This is a genomic window from Streptomyces sp. P9-A2 (assembly GCF_036634175.1).
Lineage (GTDB): Bacteria > Actinomycetota > Actinomycetes > Streptomycetales > Streptomycetaceae > Streptomyces > Streptomyces pratens.
Genome location: NZ_JAZIFX010000001.1, coordinates 1,581,519 through 1,607,710 on the forward strand (window position 1 = coordinate 1,581,519; position 26,192 = coordinate 1,607,710).

General features: G+C 70.9%; 26 protein-coding genes and 1 pseudogene. 12 read left to right on the forward strand and 15 right to left on the reverse strand.

The genetic code is table 11. The features are described 5' to 3' along the window. The first annotated feature begins 81 nt into the window (after positions 1-81). A complete protein-coding gene (gene serB / locus V4Y04_RS07120) occupies positions 82-1,290 on the forward strand; it encodes a phosphoserine phosphatase SerB (protein WP_332426439.1) in 1,209 nt (402 codons plus the stop codon). 170 nt (positions 1,291-1,460) lie between these two features. Here serB and V4Y04_RS07125 read toward each other — a convergent pair whose 3' ends face one another. From V4Y04_RS07125 to V4Y04_RS07140, 4 genes are all read right to left on the reverse strand, one after another. Then, on the reverse strand, positions 1,461-1,979 hold the full coding sequence (locus V4Y04_RS07125; RefSeq protein ID WP_332426440.1) for a SixA phosphatase family protein: 519 nt from the start codon (positions 1,977-1,979) through the stop codon (positions 1,461-1,463). A 64-nt stretch (positions 1,980-2,043) separates the two neighbouring features. Then, positions 2,044-2,250, reverse strand: a complete 207-nt coding sequence (locus tag V4Y04_RS07130; protein WP_332426441.1) for a hypothetical protein — start codon at positions 2,248-2,250, stop codon at positions 2,044-2,046. Between the two features lie 177 nt (positions 2,251-2,427). Further along, a complete protein-coding gene (locus V4Y04_RS07135; protein ID WP_095534108.1) occupies positions 2,428-2,544 on the reverse strand; it encodes an SGM_5486 family transporter-associated protein in 117 nt (38 codons plus the stop codon). A gap of 81 nt (positions 2,545-2,625) precedes the next feature. Continuing rightward, the gene (locus V4Y04_RS07140) at positions 2,626-4,062 is read right to left on the reverse strand and encodes a CynX/NimT family MFS transporter (protein ID WP_443079969.1); all 1,437 of its coding nucleotides are present in this window, start codon (positions 4,060-4,062) and stop codon (positions 2,626-2,628) included. Between the two features lie 73 nt (positions 4,063-4,135). On the opposite strand from V4Y04_RS07140, the pseudogene V4Y04_RS07145 reads away from it, so the two are divergent. Continuing rightward, a pseudogene (locus V4Y04_RS07145) lies at positions 4,136-4,828 on the forward strand (FadR/GntR family transcriptional regulator). Here V4Y04_RS07145 and V4Y04_RS07150 read toward each other — a convergent pair. The 5 genes from V4Y04_RS07150 to V4Y04_RS07170 all read right to left on the reverse strand — a co-directional run bounded on the left by V4Y04_RS07150 (position 4,806) and on the right by V4Y04_RS07170 (position 7,691). Continuing rightward, positions 4,806-5,186 (reverse strand): hypothetical protein, encoded by a 381-nt coding sequence (locus V4Y04_RS07150; protein ID WP_332432739.1) that lies wholly within the window; start codon positions 5,184-5,186, stop codon positions 4,806-4,808. The pseudogene V4Y04_RS07145 and the gene V4Y04_RS07150 overlap by 23 nt on opposite strands. A gap of 190 nt (positions 5,187-5,376) precedes the next feature. Continuing rightward, positions 5,377-6,144: an enoyl-ACP reductase FabI gene (gene fabI, locus V4Y04_RS07155; protein ID WP_332426443.1), complete on the reverse strand. Its 768-nt coding sequence runs from the start codon at positions 6,142-6,144 to the stop codon at positions 5,377-5,379. A 5-nt stretch (positions 6,145-6,149) separates the two neighbouring features. Beyond that, positions 6,150-6,854 (reverse strand): 3-oxoacyl-[acyl-carrier-protein] reductase, encoded by a 705-nt coding sequence (gene fabG / locus V4Y04_RS07160; protein ID WP_332426444.1) that lies wholly within the window; start codon positions 6,852-6,854, stop codon positions 6,150-6,152. Between the two features lie 160 nt (positions 6,855-7,014). Continuing rightward, the gene (locus V4Y04_RS07165) at positions 7,015-7,401 is read right to left on the reverse strand and encodes a type II toxin-antitoxin system VapC family toxin (RefSeq protein WP_332432740.1); all 387 of its coding nucleotides are present in this window, start codon (positions 7,399-7,401) and stop codon (positions 7,015-7,017) included. 5 nt (positions 7,402-7,406) lie between these two features. After that, positions 7,407-7,691: a type II toxin-antitoxin system Phd/YefM family antitoxin gene (locus V4Y04_RS07170; RefSeq protein ID WP_332426445.1), complete on the reverse strand. Its 285-nt coding sequence runs from the start codon at positions 7,689-7,691 to the stop codon at positions 7,407-7,409. A 74-nt stretch (positions 7,692-7,765) separates the two neighbouring features. On the opposite strand from V4Y04_RS07170, the gene V4Y04_RS07175 reads away from it, so the two are divergent. The 4 genes from V4Y04_RS07175 (at position 7,766) to tyrS (ending at position 12,365) form a co-directional block, all read left to right on the forward strand. Next, positions 7,766-8,026, forward strand: a complete 261-nt coding sequence (locus V4Y04_RS07175) for a DUF397 domain-containing protein (protein ID WP_332426446.1) — start codon at positions 7,766-7,768, stop codon at positions 8,024-8,026. 65 nt (positions 8,027-8,091) lie between these two features. Continuing rightward, complete coding sequence (locus V4Y04_RS07180) at positions 8,092-9,615, forward strand: TldD/PmbA family protein (RefSeq protein WP_332426447.1); 1,524 nt, start codon at positions 8,092-8,094, stop codon at positions 9,613-9,615. Continuing rightward, complete coding sequence (locus V4Y04_RS07185) at positions 9,612-11,015, forward strand: metallopeptidase TldD-related protein (RefSeq protein WP_332426448.1); 1,404 nt, start codon at positions 9,612-9,614, stop codon at positions 11,013-11,015. Before V4Y04_RS07180 ends, V4Y04_RS07185 begins: the two co-directional genes overlap by 4 nt. 81 nt (positions 11,016-11,096) lie before the next feature. Continuing rightward, complete coding sequence (tyrS, locus tag V4Y04_RS07190; RefSeq protein ID WP_332426449.1) at positions 11,097-12,365, forward strand: tyrosine--tRNA ligase; 1,269 nt, start codon at positions 11,097-11,099, stop codon at positions 12,363-12,365. A 179-nt stretch (positions 12,366-12,544) separates the two neighbouring features. Here the strand turns inward: tyrS and V4Y04_RS07195 are convergent, their stop codons facing one another. After that, positions 12,545-12,823, reverse strand: a complete 279-nt coding sequence (locus V4Y04_RS07195; RefSeq protein ID WP_332426450.1) for a GlsB/YeaQ/YmgE family stress response membrane protein — start codon at positions 12,821-12,823, stop codon at positions 12,545-12,547. Positions 12,824-13,100: 277 nt separating this feature from the next. Here V4Y04_RS07195 and V4Y04_RS07200 point away from each other — a divergent pair, with 277 nt between their 5' ends. After that, positions 13,101-13,529: a DUF3099 domain-containing protein gene (locus tag V4Y04_RS07200; protein WP_332426451.1), complete on the forward strand. Its 429-nt coding sequence runs from the start codon at positions 13,101-13,103 to the stop codon at positions 13,527-13,529. A gap of 259 nt (positions 13,530-13,788) precedes the next feature. Then, positions 13,789-14,013, forward strand: a complete 225-nt coding sequence (locus V4Y04_RS07205) for a hypothetical protein (RefSeq protein WP_332432741.1) — start codon at positions 13,789-13,791, stop codon at positions 14,011-14,013. A gap of 48 nt (positions 14,014-14,061) precedes the next feature. Here V4Y04_RS07205 and moaA read toward each other — a convergent pair whose 3' ends face one another. The 3 genes from moaA to V4Y04_RS07220 form a co-directional block, all read right to left on the reverse strand. After that, positions 14,062-15,051 (reverse strand): GTP 3',8-cyclase MoaA, encoded by a 990-nt coding sequence (gene moaA / locus V4Y04_RS07210; RefSeq protein WP_332426452.1) that lies wholly within the window; start codon positions 15,049-15,051, stop codon positions 14,062-14,064. 167 nt (positions 15,052-15,218) lie between these two features. Next, entirely contained in the window at positions 15,219-16,847 is a 1,629-nt protein-coding gene (locus tag V4Y04_RS07215; RefSeq protein WP_332426453.1) for a solute symporter family protein, read from the reverse strand. After that, complete coding sequence (locus V4Y04_RS07220; protein ID WP_332426454.1) at positions 16,844-17,200, reverse strand: DUF485 domain-containing protein; 357 nt, start codon at positions 17,198-17,200, stop codon at positions 16,844-16,846. Before V4Y04_RS07220 ends, V4Y04_RS07215 begins: the two co-directional genes overlap by 4 nt. A 265-nt stretch (positions 17,201-17,465) precedes the next feature. Here V4Y04_RS07220 and V4Y04_RS07225 point away from each other — a divergent pair, with 265 nt between their 5' ends. Then, positions 17,466-19,028: a S8 family peptidase gene (locus tag V4Y04_RS07225; RefSeq protein WP_332426455.1), complete on the forward strand. Its 1,563-nt coding sequence runs from the start codon at positions 17,466-17,468 to the stop codon at positions 19,026-19,028. A gap of 219 nt (positions 19,029-19,247) precedes the next feature. Here the strand turns inward: V4Y04_RS07225 and V4Y04_RS07230 are convergent, their stop codons facing one another. Continuing rightward, positions 19,248-20,453: an RNA-guided endonuclease InsQ/TnpB family protein gene (locus V4Y04_RS07230; protein WP_332426456.1), complete on the reverse strand. Its 1,206-nt coding sequence runs from the start codon at positions 20,451-20,453 to the stop codon at positions 19,248-19,250. A gap of 148 nt (positions 20,454-20,601) precedes the next feature. On the opposite strand from V4Y04_RS07230, the gene V4Y04_RS07235 reads away from it, so the two are divergent. Then, positions 20,602-22,089, forward strand: a complete 1,488-nt coding sequence (locus tag V4Y04_RS07235) for a CoA transferase (RefSeq protein ID WP_332426457.1) — start codon at positions 20,602-20,604, stop codon at positions 22,087-22,089. Between the two features lie 114 nt (positions 22,090-22,203). Beyond that, positions 22,204-23,211 (forward strand): CopD family protein, encoded by a 1,008-nt coding sequence (locus V4Y04_RS07240; protein ID WP_332426458.1) that lies wholly within the window; start codon positions 22,204-22,206, stop codon positions 23,209-23,211. A gap of 122 nt (positions 23,212-23,333) precedes the next feature. On the opposite strand, the gene V4Y04_RS07245 is transcribed toward V4Y04_RS07240, so the two are convergent. After that, the gene (locus tag V4Y04_RS07245) at positions 23,334-24,014 is read right to left on the reverse strand and encodes a VIT1/CCC1 transporter family protein (protein WP_332426459.1); all 681 of its coding nucleotides are present in this window, start codon (positions 24,012-24,014) and stop codon (positions 23,334-23,336) included. A gap of 316 nt (positions 24,015-24,330) precedes the next feature. Between V4Y04_RS07245 and V4Y04_RS07250 the strand changes: the two genes are divergently transcribed. After that, complete coding sequence (locus V4Y04_RS07250) at positions 24,331-25,317, forward strand: DEDDh family exonuclease (protein WP_332426460.1); 987 nt, start codon at positions 24,331-24,333, stop codon at positions 25,315-25,317. Positions 25,318-26,192: the final 875 nt, after the last annotated feature.

The window sequence follows — 26,192 nt, forward strand, 5'->3', positions numbered from 1 at the left end:
TTGGGGACGCCGAGAGTTCGCTGTCCGCCAGACGGACCTCGGGCGCGCGGGGCACTGCGTGCCGGATACGGTGGGAACACCATGAGCGCATCGCAGACCTCGGACGTTCCCACGCTCCTCGTCAAAATCTTCGGCAAGGACAGGCCGGGCATCACAGCCGGCCTCTTCGACACCCTCGCCGCCTACTCCGTCGATGTGGTCGACATCGAGCAGGTCGTCACCCGTGGCCGAATCGTGCTGTGCGCGCTCGTGACCGAGCCGGCGCAGGGCCTGGAGGGCAATCTGCGGGCGACCGTCCACAGCTGGGCGGAGTCCATGAAACTGCAGGCGGAGATCATCTCCGGCATCGGCGACAACCGCCCGCGCGGACTCGGCCGTTCCCTGGTCACCGTGCTGGGCCACCCTCTCACCGCCGAGACTGCGGCGGCGATCGCCGCGCGGATCACCCGGTCCGGCGCCAACATCGACCGTGTCTTCCGGCTCGCCAAGTACCCGGTGACCGCGGTGGAGTTCGCGGTGTCCGGCACGGAGACGGAGCCGCTGCGCACCGCCCTGGTGACCGATGCGGCGAAGCTCGGCGTCGATATCGCCGTCGTCGCGGCCGGACTGCACCGGCGCGCCCAGCGCCTGGTCGTCATGGATGTGGACTCCACGCTCATCCAGGACGAGGTGATCGAGCTCTTCGCCGCCCATGCCGGGTGCCAGGACAAGGTCGCCGAGGTGACCGAGGCGGCAATGCGCGGGGAACTGGACTTCGAGCAGTCGCTGCACGCACGCGTGCGGTTGCTGGCGGGACTGGACGCGTCCGTGGTGGACAAGGTGCGCAGCGAGGTACGGCTGACACCGGGCGCCCGTACCCTGGTCCGCACGCTGAAGCGGCTCGGCTACCAGGTGGGTGTGGTTTCCGGGGGGTTCACCCAGGTCACGGACGATCTGAAGGAGCGGCTCGCGCTGGACTTCGCCCACGCCAACACCCTGGAGATCGTCGACGGGAAGCTGACCGGCAGGGTCACGGGCGAGATCGTGGACCGGGCGGGCAAGGCGCGGCTGCTGCGCCGGTTCGCCGCCGAAGCGGGGGTCCCGTTGTCGCAGACCGTGGCGATCGGCGACGGCGCGAATGATCTGGACATGCTCAACGCGGCAGGGCTCGGTGTCGCTTTCAACGCCAAACCGGTGGTACGTCAGGCCGCCCACACGGCCGTGAGCTTCCCCTTCCTGGACACGGTCCTGTATCTGCTGGGCATCACGCGTGAAGAGGTCGAGGCGGCGGACATCCTCGACCTGGACTGAGCCGCGCGGAGGGTTCACGGGCCCCCGGCCGCACCACAGCCGATCCGTCCGGTCCGCGGCCTCCCCGTTTACGGCCCTCCTGCCCTCGGCCGCCGGTTCCCTCGCGGGGAACGGGGCCCGTCACCTGGTCCACACCGTCGGTGCCGGGCCCCGCCGTCACGCCGGGTGGGTCACTCGCTGGGAGCCCAGTAGTCGAGCAGGGTGGCGACGCCCGGTTCCAGGGACTTCCAGGAGCCGGTGAAGGACAGCACGGCGAACGCGGCTGCCGGGTAGCCGCGGCGGCTCATTCGCTCGCCCGCGTCCCCCTCGGCCGATCCGGCGAGGATCTCGGCGGCTGCCTGGATCCCGGGATTGTGGCCGACCAGGAGCACGTTCTGCGCGTCGTCCGGGGTTTCGTTCAGCAGGGCGATCAGCTCACCGGGCGAGGCCTCGTAGATCCGCTCCTCGTACACCGTCTTCGGTCGCTGCGGGAACTCGTGAACCGCGATTTTCCACGTCTCCCGGGTCCGGCTCGCGGTGGAGCACAGGGCCAGATCGAAGGCGATGGCGGAGTCGGCGAGCTTGCGTCCGGCGACTGCGGCGTCAGTCCTGCCACGCTCTGCGAGCGGGCGCTCATGGTCGGTCACCGGGGGCCAGTCGGCCTTCGCATGCCGGAAAAGGACAATCCTGCGGGGTTCTGCGACGCTCATGTGACCCAGCTTCGCACGAAACAGGCCATGGGGCGCAGGTAGTTGACGGTCACTTCCAGGGTGCTCAGCGGGCCATGAGCCGCTGTGCCCGCTCGATGAGGTGGGTGATCCCGGGCTCGGCGGTCGCCGCGTGCGCGTCTGCGGGGTTCAGGAGCAGGGTGAGCAGCGCGACGAAGGCGAGCGCGGGCAGGGCGAGGGCCCACCACGGCAGCCGGATGTCGACGCCGCCCCGAGGGGCCGGGCGGGGCCGGGTGTGCGTGCGCGCCGACATGGGGGCCTCCGCTCTTCGAGTGTCCGCGTCCGCGTCTCGCGGCCACATCTCGAAGGTATGTACTCCCGGGCTTCCCGCCCATCCGGTGACCCACCTACTTGCCCCTGAGCCTGGCCCCCTAGGGGATGGGGGTGCCAGCACCCCCATGGACCCCGGGACGGGATGGCGGCGGGGGTGTCACGGCGCCAGAATGCTCGCGATCACACCGATGACGATGAAGATGGCGAAGAACGCGCCGAAGACGAGCAGCATCTTCTTCTGGCCGTTCTGGGGGTTCGGGTCGAGGACTGGCATGGGGCAAGTCTCGCATCCGTCACCGGTCCGGCGGGCCCCGGGGCGGGGCGGGGCGGGTCGGAAAACCGGAAGGCCGCGGGTTCAGCGGCCGGCCGCCGCCTCTTCCTCCACCGTGCGGTCGCGGCCCGCCAGCACGCCCGCGACCATCTGCGGGATGAGCAGGGCGGACATGAGCGCCAGCGGCAGGTCCCAGCCGCCGCTGTGCTGGTAGAGGACGCCCACCAGGAGGGGGCCCGGGATGGAGATCAGATAGCCGGTGCTCTGCGCGAAGGCCGACAGCTTGGCCACACCCGCGCCGGACCTCGCCCGCATCCCGACCATGGTGAGCGCGAGCGGGAAGGCGCAGTTGGCGATGCCCAGCAGCAGCGCCCAGACCAGGGCGCCGGTGGCGGGCGCGAAGTACAGCCCGGCGTATCCGGCCAGGCCGCTCATGCCGAGCACGACCACGATCGAGCCCTGCCGGGGCAGCCGCGCGGCGATGCGCGGGATGACGAAGGAGAGCGGCACGCCCATCATCATGATGCCCGCGAGCAACAGCCCGGCCGTGCTCGCGGGCACGCCCGCGTCCCGGAAGATCTGCGGCATCCAGCCCATGGTGATGTAGGCAGCGGTCGCCTGGAGCCCGAAGAAGACGGCCAGCGCCCAGGCCGTCCGGCTGCGGGTGATCCGCAGCCCGGGTGCGGGCTCCTGCTCCCGTGACGGACGCCGGCCGGACGCCCGCTCTCCCGGCGTTCCCTCTCCCGGCGTGTGTCGCTCCGCCCTGTGCCGCTCTCGCGCGGACGTCCGCTCCGCCGGTGCCCTGCCCCGCTCCCCCACGAACGGGAGCCAGAACAGTACGGCAGCCGCGGCGAGCGCCGCCCACAGGACCAGTCCCGACTTCCAGTTCCCGCCCAGCGCCTCGGTCGCCGGCACGGCCACCGCGGCGGCCAGGGCCGTACCGAGGGCGAGGGCCATCGAGTACAGGCCGGTCATGGGACCGACCCGGTCCGGGAACCACTGCTTGACGATGACCGGCATCAGGACGTTGCTGACGGCGATGCCCATGAGCGCGAGGGCGCTGACCGCCAGGAAGCCCGCCACGCTCCCCGTGAACGGGCGTATCAGCAGGCCCGCGCAGATGGCGGCCAGGCCGACGCAGACCACCGTGCCCGATCCGAAGCGGCGGGCCAGACGCGGAGCGGTGACTCCGAAGACGGCGAAGCACAGTGCGGGCAGGGAGGTGAGCAGTCCGGCCACGCCACCGCTCATGCCGAGCCCGGTACGGACCTCCTCGAGCAGCGCGCCGAGGCTGGTGATGGCGGGGCGGAGGTTCAGCGCCGCCATCACGATGCCGACGACGAGCAGCCGTACCGTCCACGCGCGCGTGCCGGACCTCCCTGCTTCCCGGCCGCCGGGATCCGGGCCGCCGGTTCTCCCGGCCGTCGCCCCGACGCTCCCGGGGCCGCCCGGCTCCGGAGCCGCCGCGCACACGGTCGTGGACGCGGGCGTCCGGGATTCCTCACCAGCTATGAAACCCATCATGGAATCATAGGATGATCGGTTGCCCACGCTTGGAGCGCCGCCCGGTGCCTCCGTCGTGCGCAGGTGTGTCATGCCCCTGAGCCATCCCCGTCGTTCCGTCCTGTCCGAGCAGGTCATCGCCACTCTGCGCGCCCAGATCACCTCGGGCGAGTGGCCGGTCGGCTCCCGCCTCCCGCCCGATCCGGAGCTGGTCGAGCAACTGGGGGTGACCCGTAACACGGTCCGCGAGGCCGTCCGCGCGCCGGCGCACAACGGGCTGCCGGACATTCGCCAGGGCTCGGGCGCGTAGGTCGTCGCCACGAGCGAACCGGCGGGTGTGACGCACCGCCGTTTCACCGACGCCGGCCCCGGGCACCTCGCGGAACTGTGCTCCACCCTGGAGGCGTCCGCGGCACGGCCGGCCGCCCGGCGGCGCACCGAGAAGGAGCTCGAGCAGCTCGACACGCTGCTGCTGCGCCGCGAGGAGGCCTGGGAATCGGGTGAGGCGGAACCGTTCGAGGCGGCGGACGCCACCTTCCACCTCGCCGTCGTGGCCGCGTCCCACAACGACGTGCTGACCACGCTGTACGCGGACCTGAGCGAGGTCCTGCGGGACTGGCTGCGCGACGACGTGGGCCAGGAGCTGACCCCGGAGACGCACGTGGACCACGCGCGGTTGGCGGACGTGATCCGCGCGGGTGACGCGGCGACGGCGGCCGAGGAGGCCGCCGCCTGTCCGCTCGTGTGCCGTCCGAGGCGCGTCAGCCCTCCTTCCGGTGGCTGATCCACGCCGTTCCGACCGCATTCCAGCAGCGTCCGGCGAGCCGCACGGTCTGCGCGGGTCCGGCGGCCACCGGGGCGCTGTCGCTGTCGAGGTCCCACCATCGGACGCATTCGATGTGCAGGCGCACATGGTCGGTGTCCGGGTAGGGGTTGTGGCAGTACGCGGTCACCCAGGACCCGTCGACACCGATCCGGCAGGCGGCCCCGAACGGATCGTCGGCCGCCGCACCGTCCGGCCCGGCGTCGTCCGGTCCCGCGTCGGCGGGGTGCACGCGCGCGTGCGGCATCGCGTCGTACGGCATCGCGTCGTACGACAGGATCGGCACGAGGCCGATACCGGCGGCGACGGTGATGGTCATCGAGACCAGGCGGTAGAAGCGCACAAGGGGACCTCCTCGGCCGTGCTGGGGAGGGGGATCACGCGGCGAACGCGTACTCCACGGTCCCTCGTCGGCACCGGACCCCGCCTGTCCTGCTGAGCCGGTCGGGTGACATGGCCGAGGGCCCGCACCCCCAGGGGTACGGGCCCTCGGCAGGACGTGGGTGACCCTAGGCGCCGACGGCGTGCAGTCCGCCGTCCACGTGGACGATCTCGCCCGTGGTCTTCGGGAACCAGTCGCTCAGCAGAGCGACCACACCGCGGCCGGCCGGCTCCGGGTCCTTCAGGTCCCACTCCAGCGGGGCACGGCTGTCCCACACGGAGGCCAGCTCGCCGAAGCCCGGGATGGACTTGGCGGCCATGGAGCCGATCGGGCCGGCCGAGATGAGGTTGCAGCGGATGTTCTGCTTGCCCAGGTCACGCGCCATGTAGCGGCTGGTCGCCTCCAGGGCGGCCTTGGCCGGGCCCATCCAGTCGTACTGCGGCCAGGCGTACTGCGCGTCGAAGGTGAGGCCGACGACGGAACCACCGTTCTGCATCAGCGGCAGGCAGGCCATGGTCAGCGACTTCAGGGAGAACGCCGAGACGTGCATGGCCGTGGAGACCGACTCGAACGGCGTGTTGAGGAAGTTGCCGCCGAGCGCGTCCTGCGGCGCGAAGCCGATGGAGTGCACGACGCCGTCGAGGCCGCCGAGCTCCTCGCCCACGACGTCGGCCAGCCGGCCGAGGTGCTCGTCGTTGGTCACGTCGAGCTCGATGACCTTGGTGGGCTTGGGCAGCTTCTTGGCGATGCGCTCGGTCAGCGTGGGCCGCGGGAACGCGGTCAGGATGATCTCGGCGCCCTGCTCCTGGGCCAGCCTGGCCGTGTGGAAGGCGATGGAGGACTCCATCAGTACACCGGTGATCAGGACGCGCTTGCCCTCGAGAATTCCGCTCATGTCGTTCAGTGACCCATTCCCAGTCCGCCGTCAACGGGAATGACGGCTCCAGTGATGTACGAGGCGTCGTCCGAGGCGAGGAACCGCACCGCGGCGGCGATCTCCTCGGGCTGCGCATACCGGCCGAGCGGCACCTGCGAAACGATGCCCGCCCGCTGCTCGTCGGTGAGCACCTTGGTCATGTCGGTGTCGACGAAACCGGGCGCGACGACGTTGAAGGTGATGTTGCGCGAGCCCAGCTCACGGGCGAGGGAGCGCGCGAAGCCGACCAGACCGGCCTTGGACGCGGCGTAGTTCGCCTGTCCCGCCTGGCCTGCCAGGCCCACCACCGAGGAGATCAGGACGACCCGGCCCTTACGGGCGCGCAGCATGGCACGGTTGGCGCGCTTGACGATCCGGAAGGTGCCGGTGAGGTTGGTGTCGACGACCGAGGTGAAATCCTCCTCGGACATGCGCATCAGGAGCTGGTCCTTGGTGATGCCGGCATTGGCGACGAGCACCTCGACCGGGCCGTGCTGGGCCTCGATCTCCTTGTAGGCCTGCTCCACCTGCTCGGAGTCGGTGATGTCGCACTTGACCGCGAGGAATCCCTCGGGGGGCTCGCCCGAGCGGTACGTGATCGCGACCTTGTCACCGGCATCGGTGAACGCGCGGGCGATGGCGAGGCCGATGCCCCGGTTACCTCCGGTGACGAGAACCGAGCGGCTCAACGGACACCCTTTCGATAGCGGTCTGGAGCCCCTGCCCGAGGCAGGCGCCTTCTCCGAAAACCTATCGGTCGGAACACCCCCCGGAGCAATCGGGCACCGACAGTGACACACGGGGGCAACTGTCGGATTCCTACAGTTGCCAGCCTCTGAGCAGACGAGGTCAGTCCGCCATTCCCGGCGCGTGCGCGGCCAGCCCTTCGGTGCGAGCGGTCTCGAGCATCCTGCGGTCGTAGGTCACCAGAGCGGTCAGGTCGTCCCGCAGCGACATCGCACTGGCCACATGGACGGCGTCCGGCGTCCTCAGACGCCCGACAAGCAGGGCCGCTTTGTCACGCACCTCTCGCGTGAGGAGGATCTCGGTGATCCGGGCATCCAGGTCCTCCATCGCCTTGGGGAAATGCCCCATGAGGTCCAGGGTCCGTACGGTCTCCACGAAACCGAGCGTGCTGGTGGCCAGCGGCTCCGTGACTCGCTGTTGAAGGAAGGCGTCCAATGCTCCCCAGTGACTGCGCCGGGTCATCCAGGTGACCAGCGCCGATGTATCCATGTAGATCAACGGTCGTCCTCTTCGCGCTCGGCCAGCAGCAGTGCCACGGGGTCGACATCTTCCGGCACCTCGTAGTGCGGCATGCTGTGGCGCTCAGCGGCGGTGACCGCCTTCAACTTGATCTTCCCCTGCGCCACCAGGTGCGCGTACCGCTCCATCGGACCACCGGCCGGTGACAGTATCGCGATCACATTGCCGTGCCGGGTGACCTCGATCGCCTCACCCTTCTCGACACGGGCGAAAACCGCGCTGGGGTTGTACGAGAACTCGCGTACGGAAATGGTGCTCATGACGCCCGCCTCCAGCCGGCCGGAAGAATGTACCTACATTGCACCGAGTGTACCCACAGCTAAGACCTGAGACAGTGACCGATCGCAAGACCGACCTGTACGCCATGGACCTCACGGGCGCCGGCTGGCGCAAGTCCTCCGTGAGCGGGGCGGAGAACGACTGCGTGGAGATCGCCACACTGTCCGGTGGCGGGCGGGCCGTGCGTGACTCGAAGAACCTCGGCCGGGAACCACTGCGGTTCACCGCCTCGGAGTGGGCGGCGTTCCGCGCGGGAGTGATATCCGGGGAACTCCGAGCGGAGGCCGACGAGAGGCAGCCTGCCGCCTCGGCCTGACGGCGCACGCGTGATTCACTGCCTTCGACGGTCCGTCGGTGAGCGTTCGAAGGGAATTCCCGCCCGTGCCCCATGAAGTTGATCAGTCGTTCCTCGCGCTGCCCCTGCGCCCCCTCGCCGACGCGGCGCTCGCGCGGGCGCGCTCGCTCGGGGCGGAGCACGCGGATTTCCGGCTGGAGCGGGTGCGCAGTGCGTCCTGGCGGCTGCGGGACGCCAGGCCCGCCGGGTCGTCGGACACCACCGATCTCGGGTACGCGGTGCGCGTGGTGCACGGCGGGACGTGGGGTTTCGCGTCCGGCGTGGATCTCACCCCGGACGCCGCCGCCAAGGTCGCGTCGCAGGCCGTGGCGATGGCGAGGCTGTCCGCCAAGGTGATCCGGACCGCAGGGTCCGAGGAGAAGGTCGAGCTGGCGGACGAGCCGGTGCACGCCGAGAAGACCTGGGTGTCGTCGTACGAGGTCGATCCGTTCGCCGTGCCCGACACGGAGAAGGCCGGGCTGCTGGGCGAGTGGAGCGCGCGGCTGCTGGCGGCGCGCGGGGTGGACCATGTGGACGCCTCGCTGCTGACCGTGCACGAGAACAAGTTCTACGCCGACACGGCGGGCACCGTCACCACCCAGCAGCGGGTGCGGCTGCACCCGGTGTTCACGGCCGTGTCGGTGGACGAGTCGAGCGGGGAGTTCGACTCCATGCGTACGCTCGCGCCGCCGGTGGGCCGTGGCTGGGAGTACCTGAGGGGCACCGGCTGGGACTGGGACGACGAGCTGGAGCGGATGCCCGAGCTGCTCGCCGAGAAGATGCGGGCGCCGAGCGTGGAGCCGGGGTTGTACGACCTGGTCGTCGACCCGTCCAACCTGTGGCTGACCATCCACGAGTCCATCGGGCACGCCACCGAGCTGGACCGGGCCCTCGGCTACGAGGCGGCCTACGCGGGCACCTCGTTCGCCACCTTCGACCAGCTGGGGAAGCTGAAGTACGGCTCGGAGCCGATGAACGTCACGGGCGACCGCACCGCCGAGCACGGTCTGGCGACGGTGGGCTACGACGACGAGGGGGTCGCGGCGCAGTCCTGGGACCTGGTGAAGGACGGCACACTGGTCGGCTACCAGCTGGACCGGCGGATCGCGAGGCTGACCGGGTTCGAGCGGTCCAACGGGTGCGCGTTCGCGGACTCCCCCGGGCACGTCCCGGTGCAGCGCATGGCCAATGTGTCGCTGCGGCCCGACCCCGCCGGGATGTCGACCGAGGATCTGATCGGGAGCGTGGACCGGGGCATCTATGTCGTCGGTGACCGGTCGTGGAGCATCGACATGCAGCGGTACAACTTCCAGTTCACCGGGCAGCGTTTCTTCCGGATCGAGAACGGGCGGCTCACCGGGCAGGTGCGGGATGTCGCCTACCAGGCGACGACCACCGACTTCTGGGGCTCGATGACGGCGGTCGGCGGCCCGCAGACGTACGTCCTCGGAGGCGCCTTCAACTGCGGCAAGGCCCAGCCGGGGCAGGTCGCGGCGGTCTCGCACGGCTGCCCGTCCGCCCTCTTCAAGGGAGTCGGCATTCTCAACACCACCCAGGAGGCGGGTCGATGAGCGCTCGCATCACCAAGCCGCACGAGCTCGTCGAGCGTGCTCTGGAGCTGTCCCGGGCCGACGGCTGTGTCGTGATCGCCGACGAGCAGTCGACCGCCAATCTGCGCTGGGCGGGCAACTCGCTCACCACCAACGGTGTCACGCGCGGGCGCACGCTCACCGTCATCGCGACGGTGGATGGCCGGGAGGGTACGGCGTCCGGCGTCGTGTCCCGGTCCGCGGTGACCGTCGACGAACTGGAGCCCCTGGTGCGAGCCGCCGAGGCCGCCGCGCGAGGCGCCGGGCCGGCCGAGGACGCCCAGCCACTGGTCACGGGAGCGGCGAGGACGACCGGATCTCCCGATTTCGCCGAGGCCCCCGCGGAGACCTCCTCCGCCGTGTTCGCCGACTTCGCACCGGCCCTCGGTGAGGCGTTCGCACGCGCGCGTGCGGGCGGCCGGGAGCTGTACGGCTTCGCCCTCCACGAGCTGGTCTCCAGCTATCTCGGCACGTCCACGGGGCTGCGGCTGCGGCACGATCAGCCGAGCGGGACGCTGGAGCTGAACGCCAAGTCGCCGGACCGTACGCGCTCGGCGTGGGCGGGCCGCTCCACGCGGGACTTCAAGGACGTCGATCCGGGGGCGCTCGACGCCGAGCTGGCCGTGCGGCTGGGCTGGGCCGAGCGGCGGCTCGAGCTGCCCGCGGGCCGGTACGAGACGCTGCTGCCGCCGACCGCCGTGGCGGACCTGCTGATCTACCAGCTGTGGTCGGCCTCCGGCCGGGACGCGGCCGAGGGCCGCACGGTCTTCTCCAAGCCGGGCGGCGGCACCCGGGTCGGCGAGCGGCTGACCGGGCTGCCGCTGAGCCTGCGCAGCGACCCCGCCGAGCCGGGACTGGAGTCGGCGCCCTTCGTGATCGCCCACTCCTCCGGGGGCGACCGGTCGGTGTTCGACAACGGGCTGCCGCTGACGGCCACCGACTGGGTGCGCGACGGCGAGCTGAACCGGCTGACCACCAGCAGGCACAGCGCGGCCCTCAGCGGGCTGCCGGTGGCGCCGGCGATCGACAACCTGATCCTCGACGGGGGCGAGGACCGCTCCCTGGAGGACATGGTCTCCGCCACCGGGCGCGGCTTGCTGCTGACCTGTCTGTGGTACATCCGCGAGGTGGACCCGGCGACGCTGCTGCTCACCGGTCTGACCCGGGACGGCGTCTACCTCGTCGAGAACGGCGAGGTCGTCGGCGAGGTCAACAACTTCCGGTTCAACGAGTCGCCGGTGGACGTACTGGGCCGTGCCACGGAGGCGGGGCGTACGGAGAGGACGCTGCCCCGGGAGTGGGGCGACTGGTTCACCAGGGCCGCGATGCCGCCGCTGCGCGTCCCCGATTTCAATATGAGTTCTGTCAGCCAGGGCGTATAACCTCGTAGGCGTTCGCCCTCGGCGGTCACCCGACCGGCCGAGGATCGGCGAACCGCAGATCACCGAGGAGACACGAGAACCGTGACGGACATCGTCGACGAGCTGAAGTGGCGCGGGCTGTTCGCCCAGTCCACCGACGAGGACGCTTTGCGCAAGGCGCTCGCGGACGGTCCCGTCACGTTCTATTGCGGCTTCGACCCGACCGCGCCGTCACTGCACGTGGGGCACCTGGTGCAGGTGCTCACCCTGCGCCGGCTCCAGCAGGCCGGTCACCGGCCGCTGGCGCTGGTCGGCGGGGCCACGGGCCAGATCGGCGACCCCCGCCCGACCGCCGAGCGCACGCTGAACGAGCCGGCGACCGTCGCCGGCTGGGTCGGGCGGCTACGCGGCCAGATCGAGCCGTTCCTGACCTTCGAGGGCGAGAACGCGGCCACGATGGTCAACAACCTCGACTGGACGCAGAACCTGTCCGCGATCGAGTTCCTGCGGGACATCGGCAAGCACTTCCGCGTCAACAAGATGCTGACCAAGGACTCGGTCGCCCGGCGTCTGGAGTCCTCCGAGGGCATCAGCTACACGGAGTTCAGCTACCAGCTGCTCCAGGCGATGGACTTCCTCCAGCTGTACCGGCACCACGGCTGCACGATGCAGCAGGGCGGCAGCGACCAGTGGGGCAATCTCACGGCGGGCCTGGACCTGATCCACCGCCTGGAGCCGGACGCCGCCGTCCACGCCTACGCCACGCCGCTGATGACGAAGGCGGACGGCACCAAGTTCGGCAAGACCGAGGGCGGCGCCGTCTGGCTCGACCCGGAGATGACCACGCCGTACGCGTTCTACCAGTTCTGGCTGAACACGGACGACCGGGACATCTCGGGCTACACGCGGATCCTGTCCTTCAAGTCCCGCGAGGAGCTGGAGGAGCTGGAGCGGCAGACGGCGGAGCGTCCGCAGGCTCGTGCCGCCCAGCGCGCCCTGGCCGAGGAGCTGACGACCCTGGTGCACGGTGCCGACCAGACGGCCGCCGTGATCGCCGCCTCGAAGGCGCTGTTCGGCCAGGGTGAGCTGGCGGAGCTGGACGACCGCACGCTGGCGGCGGCCCTCTCCGAGGTGCCGCACGTCGAGGTGACCGAGCTCGGTCCGGTCGTCGACCTGTTCGCCGAGGTGGGCCTGGTGGCGAGCAAGTCGGCCGCGCGGCGCACGGTGAAGGAGGGCGGGGCCTACGTGAACAACGTCAAGGTCACCGCCGAGGACGCCGTCCCCGCGAAGGAGGATCTGCTGCACGGCCGCTGGCTGGTGCTGCGCCGGGGCAAGAAGAACCTGGCGGCGGTGGAGGTCACGACCGCCTGAGCACACCGTTCGGGCGTATCACGTGAACGTCCTCGGGCGATGTGACGGTGGCGGGCTGCGACGGGGTGTGGGGTGTCCCACGCTGCCGGAGGCCGCCCCCGTCGTCGCATCGCCAGGGCCCGGTGTCTCGTGCCCGGCGTACGCGGCGGCCCCGGTGTGCGTCGGGTCCGCCGGGTGCGTCAGGTCCGCTGGGTGCGCCTGCCCTTCATCTGCATGTACAGCATGTCGACGACGAAGACGATGACGACCGCCGCCACCACCTGGAAGATGTGCCGGATCCAGTCGATGCCCGACGTCGCCTCGACCCCGAAGCCACGCGCGATGGCGTTTCCCGCGATGGCGCCGAGAATGCCGCAGATGGTGGTCAGCCACAGTGGGCTGTGCTGCTTCCCCGGGATGATCGCCTTCGCGATCAGACCCAGCACGAACCCCACGATGATCGCCCACAACCAGCCCATGACTGCCTCCTGGTACACCTTGACGCGAGCATTACGGCCAGTGTCGGCCCGGACCCGGTACGCCGCATGTCGGCCGTGCCATACGCACTACGGCGCAGGCCGGACGGGGAACCCCGGGTACGGGCCCGAAGCGCGGACGGGGACACGGGCCCGGGTGACCCGACCGCGTGGGCGGTGGGGGTGCGGCGTAACGTGGTGATGTGCGGGCCCGGGTCCCGGCCGGTCGCAGGACGGCCGGAGGCAGGGAGAGTCCGATTCGGGCGGATGGTGGAATGCGATGCGGAAGCAGCATGGCAACGGCGGCGTCCAGGTGTTCCGGATCACCGGCGCCAGAGCGGGTCTTCAGGAGGATGTGCGCGGGCGGCAGCGCCGGTACGTGATCTCGATGATCGTTCGTACGATTTCGGTCGTCCTCGCGGCCACGCTCTGGAACGTGGAGCGGCACGTCGCGATCGTGGCGCTGGTGATCGGCATGCTGCTGCCGTACATCGCGGTGGTGATCGCCAACGCCGGGCGCGAAAACGCGCCGTCGCTGCCTTCGACTCATCTGACGCCGCAGATGCGGCCGATGATCACATCTTCACGGACGAATGACGGTCCGGCGGAATCCGGGACGGAAGATGTGACGCCCGAGCCCGCCCCCGGCGTACGAACGGAGCGGTCCGAGCCGTCATGGCCTTCGGGACATGACCATGACGGGCTGTAAGCGGAAGACGTTAACCCGCCAAGCTCAAGAAAAGCTCAGATCAATCATGTTGTTCCGGTGCCGGGCGCGGGGCGACCCGTGACATACTTCGTACGCGCTCCGCATCCCCCGTCGGAGCGACGGACCGACGCCGGGCAGCTCCCCCCGTGGCTGCTCGGCGTCGCCTTTTCTCCCCGCTTTCGCCCTTTACCGCGGGATTTCCCGCAGGATTTCCCGCGGGATTTCGCACTGCGCCTACCGGGTTAGGGTCGGCGGTGTGATGGACCCTGATCCCGAGACGCCGATCTGTTCCGCGAAGGGCTGCCGTGCCGCCGCCGTGTGGGTGCTCGCCTGGAACAATCCGAAACTGCACACGCCGGAGCGCCGCAAGACCTGGCTCGCGTGCGAGGAGCACCGGGAGCATCTGGCGCAGTTCCTCGGTGTGCGCGGGTTCCTGAAGGACGTCGTGCGCTTCGAGGAGTGGGAGGCGCCCGAAGGGGCGTAGGCCCCCCAGGCCGCTCCGCGAGCTCTCGGGCTCCCTCGTCGACGACCCTCAGCCGCCGATCGCCGACATCGGGCGGTCCGGCTGGACGAAGGACGGGTCGTCGAGGCCGGCGCCCGCCTTCTTGCCCCACATCGCCAGCTTCCAGATCCGGGCGATCTCCTCGTCGGGGGCGTCGGAGCGCAGGGCGGCGCGCAGGTCCGTCTCCTCGGTGGCGAACAGACATGTGCGTATCTGTCCGTCGGCGGTGAGGCGGGTGCGGTCGCAGGCCGCGCAGAACGGCCGGGTGACGGAGGCGATGACGCCCACGCGGTGCGGGCCGCCGTCCACCAGCCAGCGCTCGGCCGGAGCCGAGCCCCGGGCCTCGTCGCCCTCGGGGGTCAGTTCGAAACGGGTGCGCAGGGAGGTGAGGATGTCGCCGGCGGTGATCATGCCGTCGCGCTTCCAGCCGTGCTGGGCGTCCAGCGGCATCTGCTCGATGAAGCGCAGCTCGTAGTCGTGCTCCACGGCCCAGGCGAGCAGGTCGGGGGCCTCGTCGTCATTGAGCCCCGGCATCAGGACCGAATTGACCTTCACCGGGGTCAGGCCGGCCTCGCGGGCCGCGTACAGGCCGTCGATCACGTCCTGGTGGCGGTTGCGGCGGGTGAGTGTCTTGAAGACGTCCGGACGGAGCGTGTCCAGGGAGACGTTGACCCGGTCCAGGCCGGCCTCCTTCAGGGCCGCCGCCGTGCGCCGCAGGCCGATGCCGTTGGTGGTGAGAGACATCTGGGGGCGGGGCTCCAGGGCGGCGACGCGCTCGACGACGCCGACCAGACCGGGGCGGAGCAGGGGCTCACCGCCGGTGAAGCGGACCTCCTCGATACCGAGGGAGGTGACGGCGATGTCGATGAGGCGGACGATCTCGTCGTCCGTCAGCAGGTCGGGCTTGGCCAGCCACTGCAGGCCCTCCTCGGGCATGCAGTAGGCGCACCGCAGATTGCACCGGTCGGTCAGTGACACCCTCAGGTCGGTGGCCACCCGGCCGTACGTGTCGATGAGCACGTGGGCCCCCTCCCTCCGCTCGGATCACTCATGCTCCGTCTCTGTGAGCCTACGTGACGCCACCGACAAGCCGCAGCGCCCCGATGGCCACGAGATGCACGACGGCCGCGTCGCAGGAACCCGCGAGGTCCCTGTAACGCGGCCGGAAGGGGTGTCGAGCGGGTCGGTCAGTGGGCGCCGGTGCCGGTCAGTGACCGGACCTCCAGCTCCGCGAACTTCTTGACGTCGGGCTCCTCCTTCGACAGGACGGTGCCGAGCCAGCCCATCAGGAAGCCGAACGGGATGGAGATGATGCCCGGGTTCTTCAGCGGGAACCACGCGAAGTCGACGCCGGGGAACATCGCCTTGGGGTCGCCGGAGACGACGGGCGAGAACAGCACCAGGCCGACGGCGACGATGAGACCGCCGTAGATCGACCACAGGGCGCCCTGGGTGGTGAACCGCTTCCAGAACAGGCTGTAGAGGATCGTCGGCAGGTTGGCGGAGGCGGCGACCGCGAAGGCGAGCGCGACCAGACCGGCCACGTTCAGGTCGCGGGCGAGGGCGCCGAGCGCGATGGAGACGACGCCGATGAGGATGGTCGCCAGGCGGGCCGCCTTCATCTCCTCCTTGTCCGTGGCCTTCCCCTTGCGGATGACGTTGGCGTAGATGTCGTGCGCGAAGGAGGACGACGAGGCCAGGGTGAGGCCGGCGACCACGGCGAGGATCGTGGCGAAGGCGACCGCCGAGATGGTGGCGAGCAGGATCGCGCCCCAGGTCGAGTCGACACCGCCCAGGTGCAGGGCGAGCAGCGGCGCGGCCGTGTTGCCGGACGGGTTCGAGGCGATGATCTCGTCCCGCGAGATGAGCGCGGCGGCGCCGAAGCCGAGCGCGATGGTCATCAGGTAGAAGCCGCCGATGATACCGATGGCCCAGTTCACGGACTTACGGGCGGCCTTGGCGTTGGGCACCGTGTAGAAGCGGATCAGGATGTGCGGCAGGCCGGCGGTGCCGAGCACCAGGGCGATGCCGAGGGAGATGAAGTCCAGCTTGGTGGTACCGCTCGCGCCGTACTGCAGGCCGGGCTCCAGGAAGGACGCGCCCGCGCCGCTGTTCTCGGCGGCCTTGCCCAGCAGGTCGGAGATGTTGAAGTTGAACTTCAGCAGCACCAGGAAGGTGATCAGGATGGTGCCGCCGATGAGGAGCACGGCCTTGACCATCTGCACCCAGGTGGTGCCCTTCATGCCGCCGATGGAGACGTACACGACCATCAGGACGCCGACCAGGGCGACGATCAGGATCTTGCCGGTGTCGGAGGTGATGCCGAGCAGCAGCGAGACGAGCACGCCGGCGCCCGCCATCTGGGCCAGCAGGTAGAAGATCGAGACGATGATGGTGGAGGTGCCGGCGGCGGTGCGCACGGGCCGCTGGCGCATGCGGTAGGCGAGGACGTCGCCCATCGTGTAGCGGCCGGAGTTGCGCAGGGGTTCGGCGACCAGGAGCAGGGCGACCAGCCAGGCGACGAGGAACCCGATGGAGTAGAGGAAGCCGTCGTAGCCGAAGAGGGCGATGGCGCCCGCGATGCCGAGGAAGGACGCGGCCGACATGTAGTCGCCGGAGACCGCGAGACCGTTCTGGAAGGCGCTGAACTGGCGTCCGCCCGCGTAGAAGTCGGCGGCGTCCTTGGTCTGCCGGCCCGCCCACACGGTGATGCCGAGGGTCGCGAGGACGAACAGCGCGAACAGGGTGATGATGAGCGGGCGGTGCTCGCTCGCCTCGTTCGCGGCGAGCTGGACGGTGGTGATCGAGGGGCTCATGCGCCACCCTCCATACGCGTCTTGATGGCCTCGGCCTTGGGGTCGAGGTTGGTGGCGGCGTGCCGGGAGTACCACCACGCGATGAGGAAGGTGGTGACGAACTGCAGGATGCCGAAGACGAGGGCGACGTTGATGTTGCCGAACAGCTTGGTGCCCATGAAGCCGCCCGCGTAGTTCGAGAGCAGCACGTACAGCAGGTACCAGATGATGAAGCCGACGGTCACGGGGAAGGCGAAGGAGCGGTAGGAGCGGCGCAGTTCACCGAACTCAGCGCTCTCCTGCACCTGGGTGAACTCCTCGGGTGTGGGGAGTTTGTGTTCCTCTGCTGAGGGGGGCGGTGCTTCGGCGGCCACGAAGTCTCCTCGCGTTGTGGGTGCGTTCGGACGGGGACGGGGGCGAGTGTCCTCGCGCTCCCTGCACAACGTCACGGCGCCACGCGAGGACCGGTTCAACCCCGCATGCTTCTTTCGCGCGGACGTTCGCCGAAGACACGGCCGGGAAACCGTTGCTGGCCGGTGGGCGCGCGGGATAGCTTCGCACTGCACCACCCGTCATGTACCTGCCCGAGCACCATCTGTGCCTCGGGCCGGTTTTGTTTCCGGATGATGTGGAGATCCCATGGCTCATCTGCGTTCCAGACGCCGCCTCGCCCTCGCCGTACCCGTCGCGCTGTCCCTGACCGTCTCGCTCGGTTTCCTGCCGACGGCGGCCTCGGCGGCTCCGCAGGCGGCATCGACGGCAGCCGAACGGGCGAACGAGCAGGCGACGGAGCGTGCGACGAACACCCCCGCTCTGGCGTACGTCGTCAACACCAGGACGGACCGCCGCACGATCGCGTCGGTGGAGAAGGCGGTCGCCGCGGCCGGCGGGACCGTCGTGGTCACGTACGACCGGATCGGTGTGATCGTCGTCCACTCGGCGAACCCCGGCTTCGCCCAGGAGATGCGCACCGTGCGCGGGGTGCGGTCGGCCGGTGCGACCCGCACCGCACCGCTGGCTCCCGCGGGGACGATGGACGAGGGTGCGGCGGACTATGTGACGGCCGCGGAGGCCGCCAGGACGCGGGCCGCCTCCGCGAAGACCCCCGGCAGCGAGCCGCTCGAGGCCGACCAGTGGGACCTGCGCGCGATCGGCGCCGACAAGGCCGCGCGGATCGACCCGGGCAGCCGCAAGGTGACCGTCGCCGTGATCGACACCGGCGTGGACGACTCCCACCCCGACCTCGAACCGAACTTCTCCGCCGCCCAGTCGGCCAACTGCGTCGGCGGCAAGGCGGACACCAGTGAGGGCGCCTGGCGCCCGTACACGGACGAGGACTACCACGGCACCCACGTGGCCGGTGAGATCGCCGCGGCCCGCAACGGCATCGGCGTCGCCGGTGTCGCGCCAGGCGTCAAGGTCGCGTCCATCAAGGTGAGCGACCCGGACAACGGGCTGTTCTACCCGGAGAACGTCGTCTGCGCCTTCGTGTTCGCCGCCGACCACGGCGTGGAGATCACGAACAACAGCTACTACGTCGACCCGTGGCTCTACAACTGCATGGACGACCCGGACCAGCGGGCGATCCTCGACGCGGTCGACCGGGCCCAGAAGTACGCCCAGCGCAGGGGCACCCTGCACGTCGCCTCGGCCGGCAACTCCAACCACGACCTGGCCTCGGACGCGATCGACGACGCCTCCAGCCCCAACGACACCACACCGGTCGAGCGCACCATCGACCCGTCCGAGTGCCTCGACCTGCCGACCCAGCTCCCGGGCGTGGTCACGGTCAGCGCCACGGGCGTGCAGAACCTCAAGTCGTACTACTCCACGTACGGCAAGGGGGTCGTCGACGTGGCCGCGCCCGGCGGCGACGGGCGCTACCAGACGCCCGACACCCCGTCGAAGAACGGCCGCATCCTGTCCACCATGCCGAACGGCCAGTACGCCTTCCTGCAGGGCACGTCGATGGCCGCGCCGCACGTCGCCGGTGTCGCCGCACTGCTGAAGTCCAGGTACCCGTGGGCGCCCCCGGCCCAGTTGCAGGCGCTGCTGAAGGCGCAGGCGAACAACCCGGGCTGCCCAGAGTCCTACGACCAGAACGGCGACGGTGTGCAGGACGCGACGTGCGAGGGCGGCAGCCGGGTCAACGGCTTCTACGGCGCCGGCATCGTCGACGCGCTGCGCGCGGTGAAGCGGTGACGCAGTGAAGCGGTGACGCAGTGACGCAGTGACGCAGTGACGCAGTGACGCAGTGACGCAGTGACGCAGTGACACGTTATTCGTCCTGCGGGGCCTGTGGGCCTACGGGTGAGTGGGAGGGGGCCGGGCGATCATTCGTCCGGTCCCCTTTCCGCTGCCCGCCGGCCGATACCGCATAGTGCACCCTTGACTTCCTCCCCCTCGTGAACGGGGGGATTCCTACGGCTCGCGCCGTGGGGGTTTCTGCTTCGTCGCCGACCGCCCGCCCGGAGAACTCCGTTGAGGTCTTACACCGGCTCCACAGACAGACACGGCCAGCCCGGCCGCCAGAAGGTTCTTCGCCGCGTTCACGTCCCGGTCATGGACCGTGCCGCAGCCCTCGCACGTCCAGGTACGGACGCTGAGCGGCATCTTCTTCTGCAAGGTGCCGCAGGCGGAGCACAACCTGGAGGAGGGGAAGAAGCGGTCGACCGCGATCACTTCCCGCCCGTACCAGGTGGCCTTGTACTCCAGCAGGGAGCGGAACTCGCTCCAGCCCGCATCCGAGATGGCCCGGGCGAGCGTGTGATTTTTGACCATGTTGCGCACGGTCAGATCCTCGATCACGAGCGTTTGGTTCTCACGCACGAGTCGAGTGGTCAGCTTGTGCAGCAGGTCCCGACGCCGGTCGGCGATCCGGGCGTAGATCTTCGCGACCCTGATCCGGGCCTTGCGCCGGTTGGCTCCGTCCCCTCTGGCCTTCTTCGCCAGAGCCCGCTGGGCCTTGGCAAGACGGATACGGTCACGGCGCTCGTGCCTCGGGTTGGCGATCTTCTCGCCGGTGGAGAGGGTCAGCAGGTGCTCCAGACCGACGTCGACGCCGACCGCCGTATCCGCGGCGGGCAGCGGTTTCACGGTCGGGTCCTCGCACAGCATCGACACGAACCAGCGCCCGGCCGCGTCCTGCGACACGGTCACCGTGGAGGGCGTCGCGCCCTCGGGGAGCGGACGGGACCACACGAGGTCGAGCGGCTCGGCCATTTTCGCCAGCGTCAGCTTCCCCTCGCGGAAGCGGAAACCACTGGTGGTGTACTCGGCGGACCTGCGCGACTTCTTCCGGCTCTTGAAGCGCGGGTACTTGCACCGCTTGCCGAAGAAATGGGTGAACGCCGTCTGCAAGTGACGCAGCGTCTGCTGCAACGGCACGGAGGACACGTCGTTGAGGTAGGCGAGTTCCTCGGTCTTCTTCCACGCGGTCAGCATCGCCGAGGTGGCGTTGTAGTTGACCCGCTCCTGCCGCGCCCATGCCTCGGTACGGGCGGCGAGGGCCAGGTTGTAGACCTTGCGCACGCAGCCGAACGTGCGCGACAGCTCCGCCGCCTGCGCATCGGTCGGATGGAAGCGGTACTTGAACGCCCGCTTCACACACGTCGCGGTCACGCTCACAAACTAGTGGTATTGCGACTTAAGCCCAAATCCGCGGGTCAGAACACTGCGATCCACCCTGACGGCGCATCGCAGCCCGTTGCCCTGCTCCGCGGGAACTTCATTTCCTCCCCCGACTGAAGCCGGGGGTATCCACGAAGGAGGCCAGATGACCGACAACGACCGCTCCTCCCCCGGCTCCCGCACCGGCCCCGGCCTCGCCGCCGCCTGGTCGTCGTTGGGCGGGGATCCGGCCCTCCTCGCGCGCGTGGCGGCCGTCGAGCGGCCCGAGGCGCTTCCCGCGCGGCTGCCGGTACGGGAGCTGGCGCGCGCCTGCGTGGGCGCGTGCGGGCTGGCCGCGGCCGAACTGGGCGCGCGACGGGCGGGACCCGCTCGTCCCGGTCACCCGCCGGACCTCGAAGTGCCCGCCGTGCGTGTGGACGACGGGGCGGTGGCGGCGGCGTTCGTCAGTGAACGGCATCTGCTGGTCGACGGGCGGGCCCCGGTGTTCTTCGCCCCGCTGTCGCGCTTCTGGCGCACGGCGGACGGGTGGGTGCGCACCCACGCCAACTACCCTCACCACCGGGCCCGGCTGCTCGCCGCGCTGGGGACGTCCGACGCCCCGGAGGCGGTGGCGGCGGCGCTCGCCGAGCGGTCGGCCACGGAGGCCGAGGAGGCCGTGTACGCCGCCGGAGGCCTCGCCGTGGCCCTGCGGACGCCCGCCGAGTGGGCGGCGCACGAGCAGGCGGCGGCGGCGGCGCGGCGCCCGCTGGTGGAGCGCGGGCGGCTGGATTCCGCGCCCGCGCGGATACTCACCCCCGTGGACCGCGATCCGCTGCTGCCCGCGGCGGGACTGCGGGTGCTGGACCTGACCCGGGTCGTCGCGGGCCCCGTCGCCACCCGTACCCTCGCCCTGCTCGGCGCGGACGTGCTGCGCCTGGACCCGCCGGGGCTGCCCGAACTCCCCGACCAGCACACCGACACGGGGTTCGGGAAGCGCTCGGCCCTGCTGGATCTGCCGGCCGGCCGGACCATGTTCGAGGAACTGCTCGCGACGGCGGACGTGGTGGTCACCGGGTACCGGCCGGGGGCCCTGGACCGTCTGGGGCTGAGCGCCCGGGCACTGGCCGAGCGCCGTCCCGGGGTGGTCGTGGCCCAGCTGTCGGCGTGGGGGGCGTACGGGCCGTGGGGCGACCGGCGCGGCTTCGACAGTCTGGTGCAGGCGGCCACGGGGATCGCGGTGAGCGAGGGGGCGGCCGGGCGGCCGGGGGTGCTCCCGGCACAGGCCCTCGACCACGGCACCGGGTATCTGCTGGCGGCGGCGGTGCTGCGGGCGCTGACCGAGCAGACGGACGAGGGCGGCAGCCGGTTCGTGCGACTGGCGCTGACGCGGACGGCGGCCTGGCTGCTGGAGGGGGACGCGCCCACGCGTGCGCCGGGCGGCGACCGGACCGTGGCAGGCCTCGGCCCTGCCTCCGCCTCAGCCCCTGCCCCGGCCCCGGCTGCGGGCGGGGCCGCCGACGACTGGCTCACGCAGACGGACAGTTCCCTGGGGAGACTGCGGTACGCCCGGTCCCCGGTGTCGTTCACCGGTGGCCCCCGTGACTGGGCCCGTCCGCCCGGACCGTGGGGTGCCGACGCGGCCCGGTGGGGGTGACGGGACCGGTGACGGGCAGTCGGCCGGGGCGGCAAATGCCACCTTGACGGGAAATAAACCCCTGCCTTCCACCCCGTGCTTGCCCGTTCTGTGAGCCCTTGTGAAGATCCTGGGGTGACTCTGACCAATCCCACGTCCGGGACGACCGGCGCACACAGGGGCGCGCGGCGTCCCGGCACCGGCCCGGCCGTCGCCGTCCTCGTTCTGGTGGCGCTGGCCGCGCTGATACCGCTCCTCGGCCCGTCCCCGGCCCTGCACCACACCGGTGAGGCCGCCGCTCCCGGCACCGGTGGCATCGCCCTGCTCCGGACGGTGCTGTTCGCGGCGCTGGCCGTGCCCGTCGGCGAGCTCTTCGTGAGACGGCTGCTGCGTTCCGTGCCCGACGCTCCTCCGGCCGTGCCGCGCGCCTGGTCCACCGCGGCGAACTCCGTCGGTTTCGTGGCCGCTCTCGGACTCGCCTGCGTCGTGGCCACCGGGAACCTGATTCCCGACAGCCTCGCCGCCATCGACGTGGGCAGTCTGTACGACTCGCGGGAGGGCAGGCTCGCCCTCCTGGAGGTCAACGCGTTCCTCGCCGCCGCCCTGTGCGCCGCCTCCGGCCGTCCGGGTACGCAGGTCTGGCCACTGGCCGCGATCGTCGTCGCCGAGGCCCTGCGCGCGCACCCCGGGACCGAGTACACCCCGCTGATCGGCTCCGGGCTGACGTTGATCCATCTGGTCTGCGCTTCGCTCTGGGTGGGTGGTCTGCTGTACGTGCTGCGCACGATGCGCGCGTGGCGGGGCTCGGCGGCGGGCGCCGTGCTGCTGGGACTGTACGCGCGCGTGGCGGCCGTTCTGCTCGTCGCCATCACGGCGACCGGGGTGTGCAGTTCACTGCGCCGGATGCCTCCGGAGTCGATCCTGGAACAGCTGACGGACACGGCGTACGGGCGGGTCCTGCTCGCCAAGGTGATCCTGATGGCCGGGGTCGCGGCCCTCGCCCTGTGGGCCAGGATCCGGCTGGCCCGCGCGGCCGATCCGCTGAGCGCCCGTGCCCCCGCGCGGGCGGAGGCGTACGTCCTTGCCCTGGTGGTGGCGGTGTCGGGGCTCCTGACGGCGCTGCCGGTGCCGATCCGCTGGTGAGGCCGGGCGGCGGGGCCACCCGGCCGGCCCTGGGCATGAACACCTGAGCACGGGCGTCCGTGCAGGGGGTATCCATGCACGGGTATGTGAGCACGGGCACAAGCACTCCGGCCGGGGCATGGCTACCCGCCCGTGGCCCCCAGCAGCGTTCCCGCCAGGTAGGTCAGGCCCATGGCCAGGGCGCCGCCCGCCACATTGCGCAGGACCGCCCTTCCGGGTGCCGCTCCGCCCAGGCGGGCGCTGCTCCAGCCCGTGAGGACGAGGGCGGCCAGCGTGGACACGACCGTCACCGGAAGCCGCAGGCCGGCCGGCGGCAGCACGATGGCCGGCAGGGGCAGCAGCGCCCCCACGGTGAACGCCAGGAAAATCGCGCCGGCCGCGTGCCAGGCGTTGGCGAGCGCGTCGGGATCTATCCCGTGCTCCATGTGCGCGTGCGCCCGCAGGGCGTCGCGCTCCGTCAGCTGGACGGCCGCGTCCCGGGCCACTTCCCGCGACAGCCCGCGTTCTTGGAGCAGTTGGGTCAGTTCCTCCGGCTCGGCCTCAGGCTGCTCCCTCAGCTCCTGCCGCTCGGTCTTGAGGGCGGCCTTCTCCGAGGCGCGCTGGGAGGAGACGGCGACGTACTCGCCCGCCGCCATCGAGGTGGAACCGGAGATCAGGCCGGCCAGTCCGGCGGTCAGCAGGGCGGTACGGTCACCGGTCGCGCCGAGGACCGCCGCCCGCAGCCAGTTGCGCCGTGCCGCCATGGAGCCGCCGGACACTTCCCCCTCGCGTCCCGCCGGGCGTCTCCTCGGCTGCCTCGCCATGCGTCGGTTCTGTCACGCCGGAAGCATCCCCCTCGGGCCACGCCCCCCCACACTCCGACTGCGCGGCTTTCCCGTCCGCGCACACGCGTTGCCGCCGTCCGCGCGGCGGCCGGCCGGTGCGCGGTCCCGAACCGTCCCGCGGAACAAGGCGTTTGCCCCGGGCCGGGACCGGCCGGCCGCCACGAGCGGCCACCCGGAGGGTGCCGGAGGCCGCACCGCGTGCGCCTCTCCCGGGATGCGCGGCACCCGCACAGGCGGTCCCCGCAGCGCACCTGTCGGACGGGGCTGTCAGCCGTGGCCCGTATCCTCGTGAACCATGCTCGATGACCTCACGACCGCAGCGTCCTCCCCCAGCGTGTGGCCGGCCGCGTATCCGCAGGGATACGCGGTCGTCGACGTGGAGACCACGGGCCTCGCCCGGGACGACCGCATCATCTCGGCGGGCGTCTACCAGCTGGACGCGCGCGGGGAGGTCGAGGACCACTGGTACACGACGGTCAACCCGGAGCGGGACCCCGGCCCGGTGTGGATACACGGCCTGACGGCCGACGCGCTCGAAGGGGCGCCCCTCTTCGCCGACATCGCCGGTGAGTTCGCCACCCGGCTGGAGGGCCGGGTGCTCGTCGCGCACAACGCCGTCTTCGACTGGCAGATGATCGCCCGCGAGTACGCCCGTGCCCGCACGCAGGCGCCGGTGAAGCAGCGGCTGTGCACGATCGCCCTCTCCAAGGAGCTGGCGCTGCCGCTGCCCAACCACAAACTGGCGTCGCTCGCCGCGCACTTCGGCGTGGTGCAGCAGCGCGCGCACCACGCGTTGGACGACGCGCGAGTGCTGGCGGAGGCGTTCCGGCCGAGCCTGCGTACCGCGGCGGCGCGGGGCGTACGGCTCCCGCTGCACGAGTGCCTGCCACTGACGGAGTGGACGGACCAGCCCCGCCCCGGGCAGCAGGCGGGCCACGGGGGCGGCTACCGGCCCACCAGTTGGCGCCCGTCCCGCAAGCGGCCCGCCTGCCCGTATCCCAACCCGGGCCGCTACGAACCGGACAAGCCACTCAAACAGGGCATGCGGGTCGCCTTCTCCGGCGACACCTCCGTGGAGCGGGACCTGCTGGAGGACCGGGCGACGGAGGCCGGGCTGCATGTCGCCACCAGCATCTCCCGGCTGACCAGCCTCCTGGTCACCAACGATCCGGACTCGGGCACGTCCAAGGTGGTCAAGGCCCGGCAGTACGGCACCCCGGTCGTGGACGAGGCCGCGTTCGGACAGCTGCTCGGCGATGTCGCCCCCGCGTCGGAGGCCTGACCCCGGGCGCGGGGCTGTTCACAGGCAGAAGAGCGGTCCCCCGGATGGGGAGCTGTTCGCCGGGCGGGGAGCTGTTCGCCGTATGCCGGCGGGGCGCCCCCGTCACCCGGCGGGACGCCCCCGTCACATAGTGGGCCGCCCTCCGGTTGGCGCCGAGGCCGACCCTGCGGATGGGTGATTGCCGGGCGAGTCGCCCGCCGCCCGCTCGCCCTCGCCGGGCCGACGGCCCGCCCTGTGGCCCATGGCGACATATGGAGGCGGCCGCCCGCCACGGTGTCCGGGTCGAGATGGTGCGGCGCCCGACGGGCAGCGCGGCTTCACCGTGCCGGCCCGCCGCTGGGCGGTCGAGCTCACTCCATCGTGGACCTGCCGGCGACGCCGGTGCGTCCGCGACTACGAGCGCTAACCGGAGCGCCACGAGGCCATGGTCCGTTGGTCGGTGATCCTCCTGATACGACGCCACCTCGCCCGCACCATCAACCCGTCAACGCCGAAATGATCAATGGACAGGCACTCAGGAACATCGGCCGGGCCGGGCACTGCGAGTGTCCGAAGATCGAGGGCACCCAACGCCTGCCTACGGGCCCTGGCACTGTGCGGTCGCAGGTTCGAACCTGGCGCCGCGCTCTGCGCTGATCGTGCTGCCGAGGATCCAGCAGCACCATGTGTACGCCGTTCGCTTCGGTCGCCGTGCATCAGCCGAAGGCCTCGGTAAGTATCCCCGGTATGACCCTCGGCAAGGGGAGGGGCCGGCGTCCAGGGTTCTCGAATGGAGGAACGCGAACATGATGCACCGGATGGTCGTCCTCGCCCTGATGAGCGTGCTGGCCGCGGCGCTCTCGGCCGGGGCGGCTCCCGCAGGGACCACACCTGAT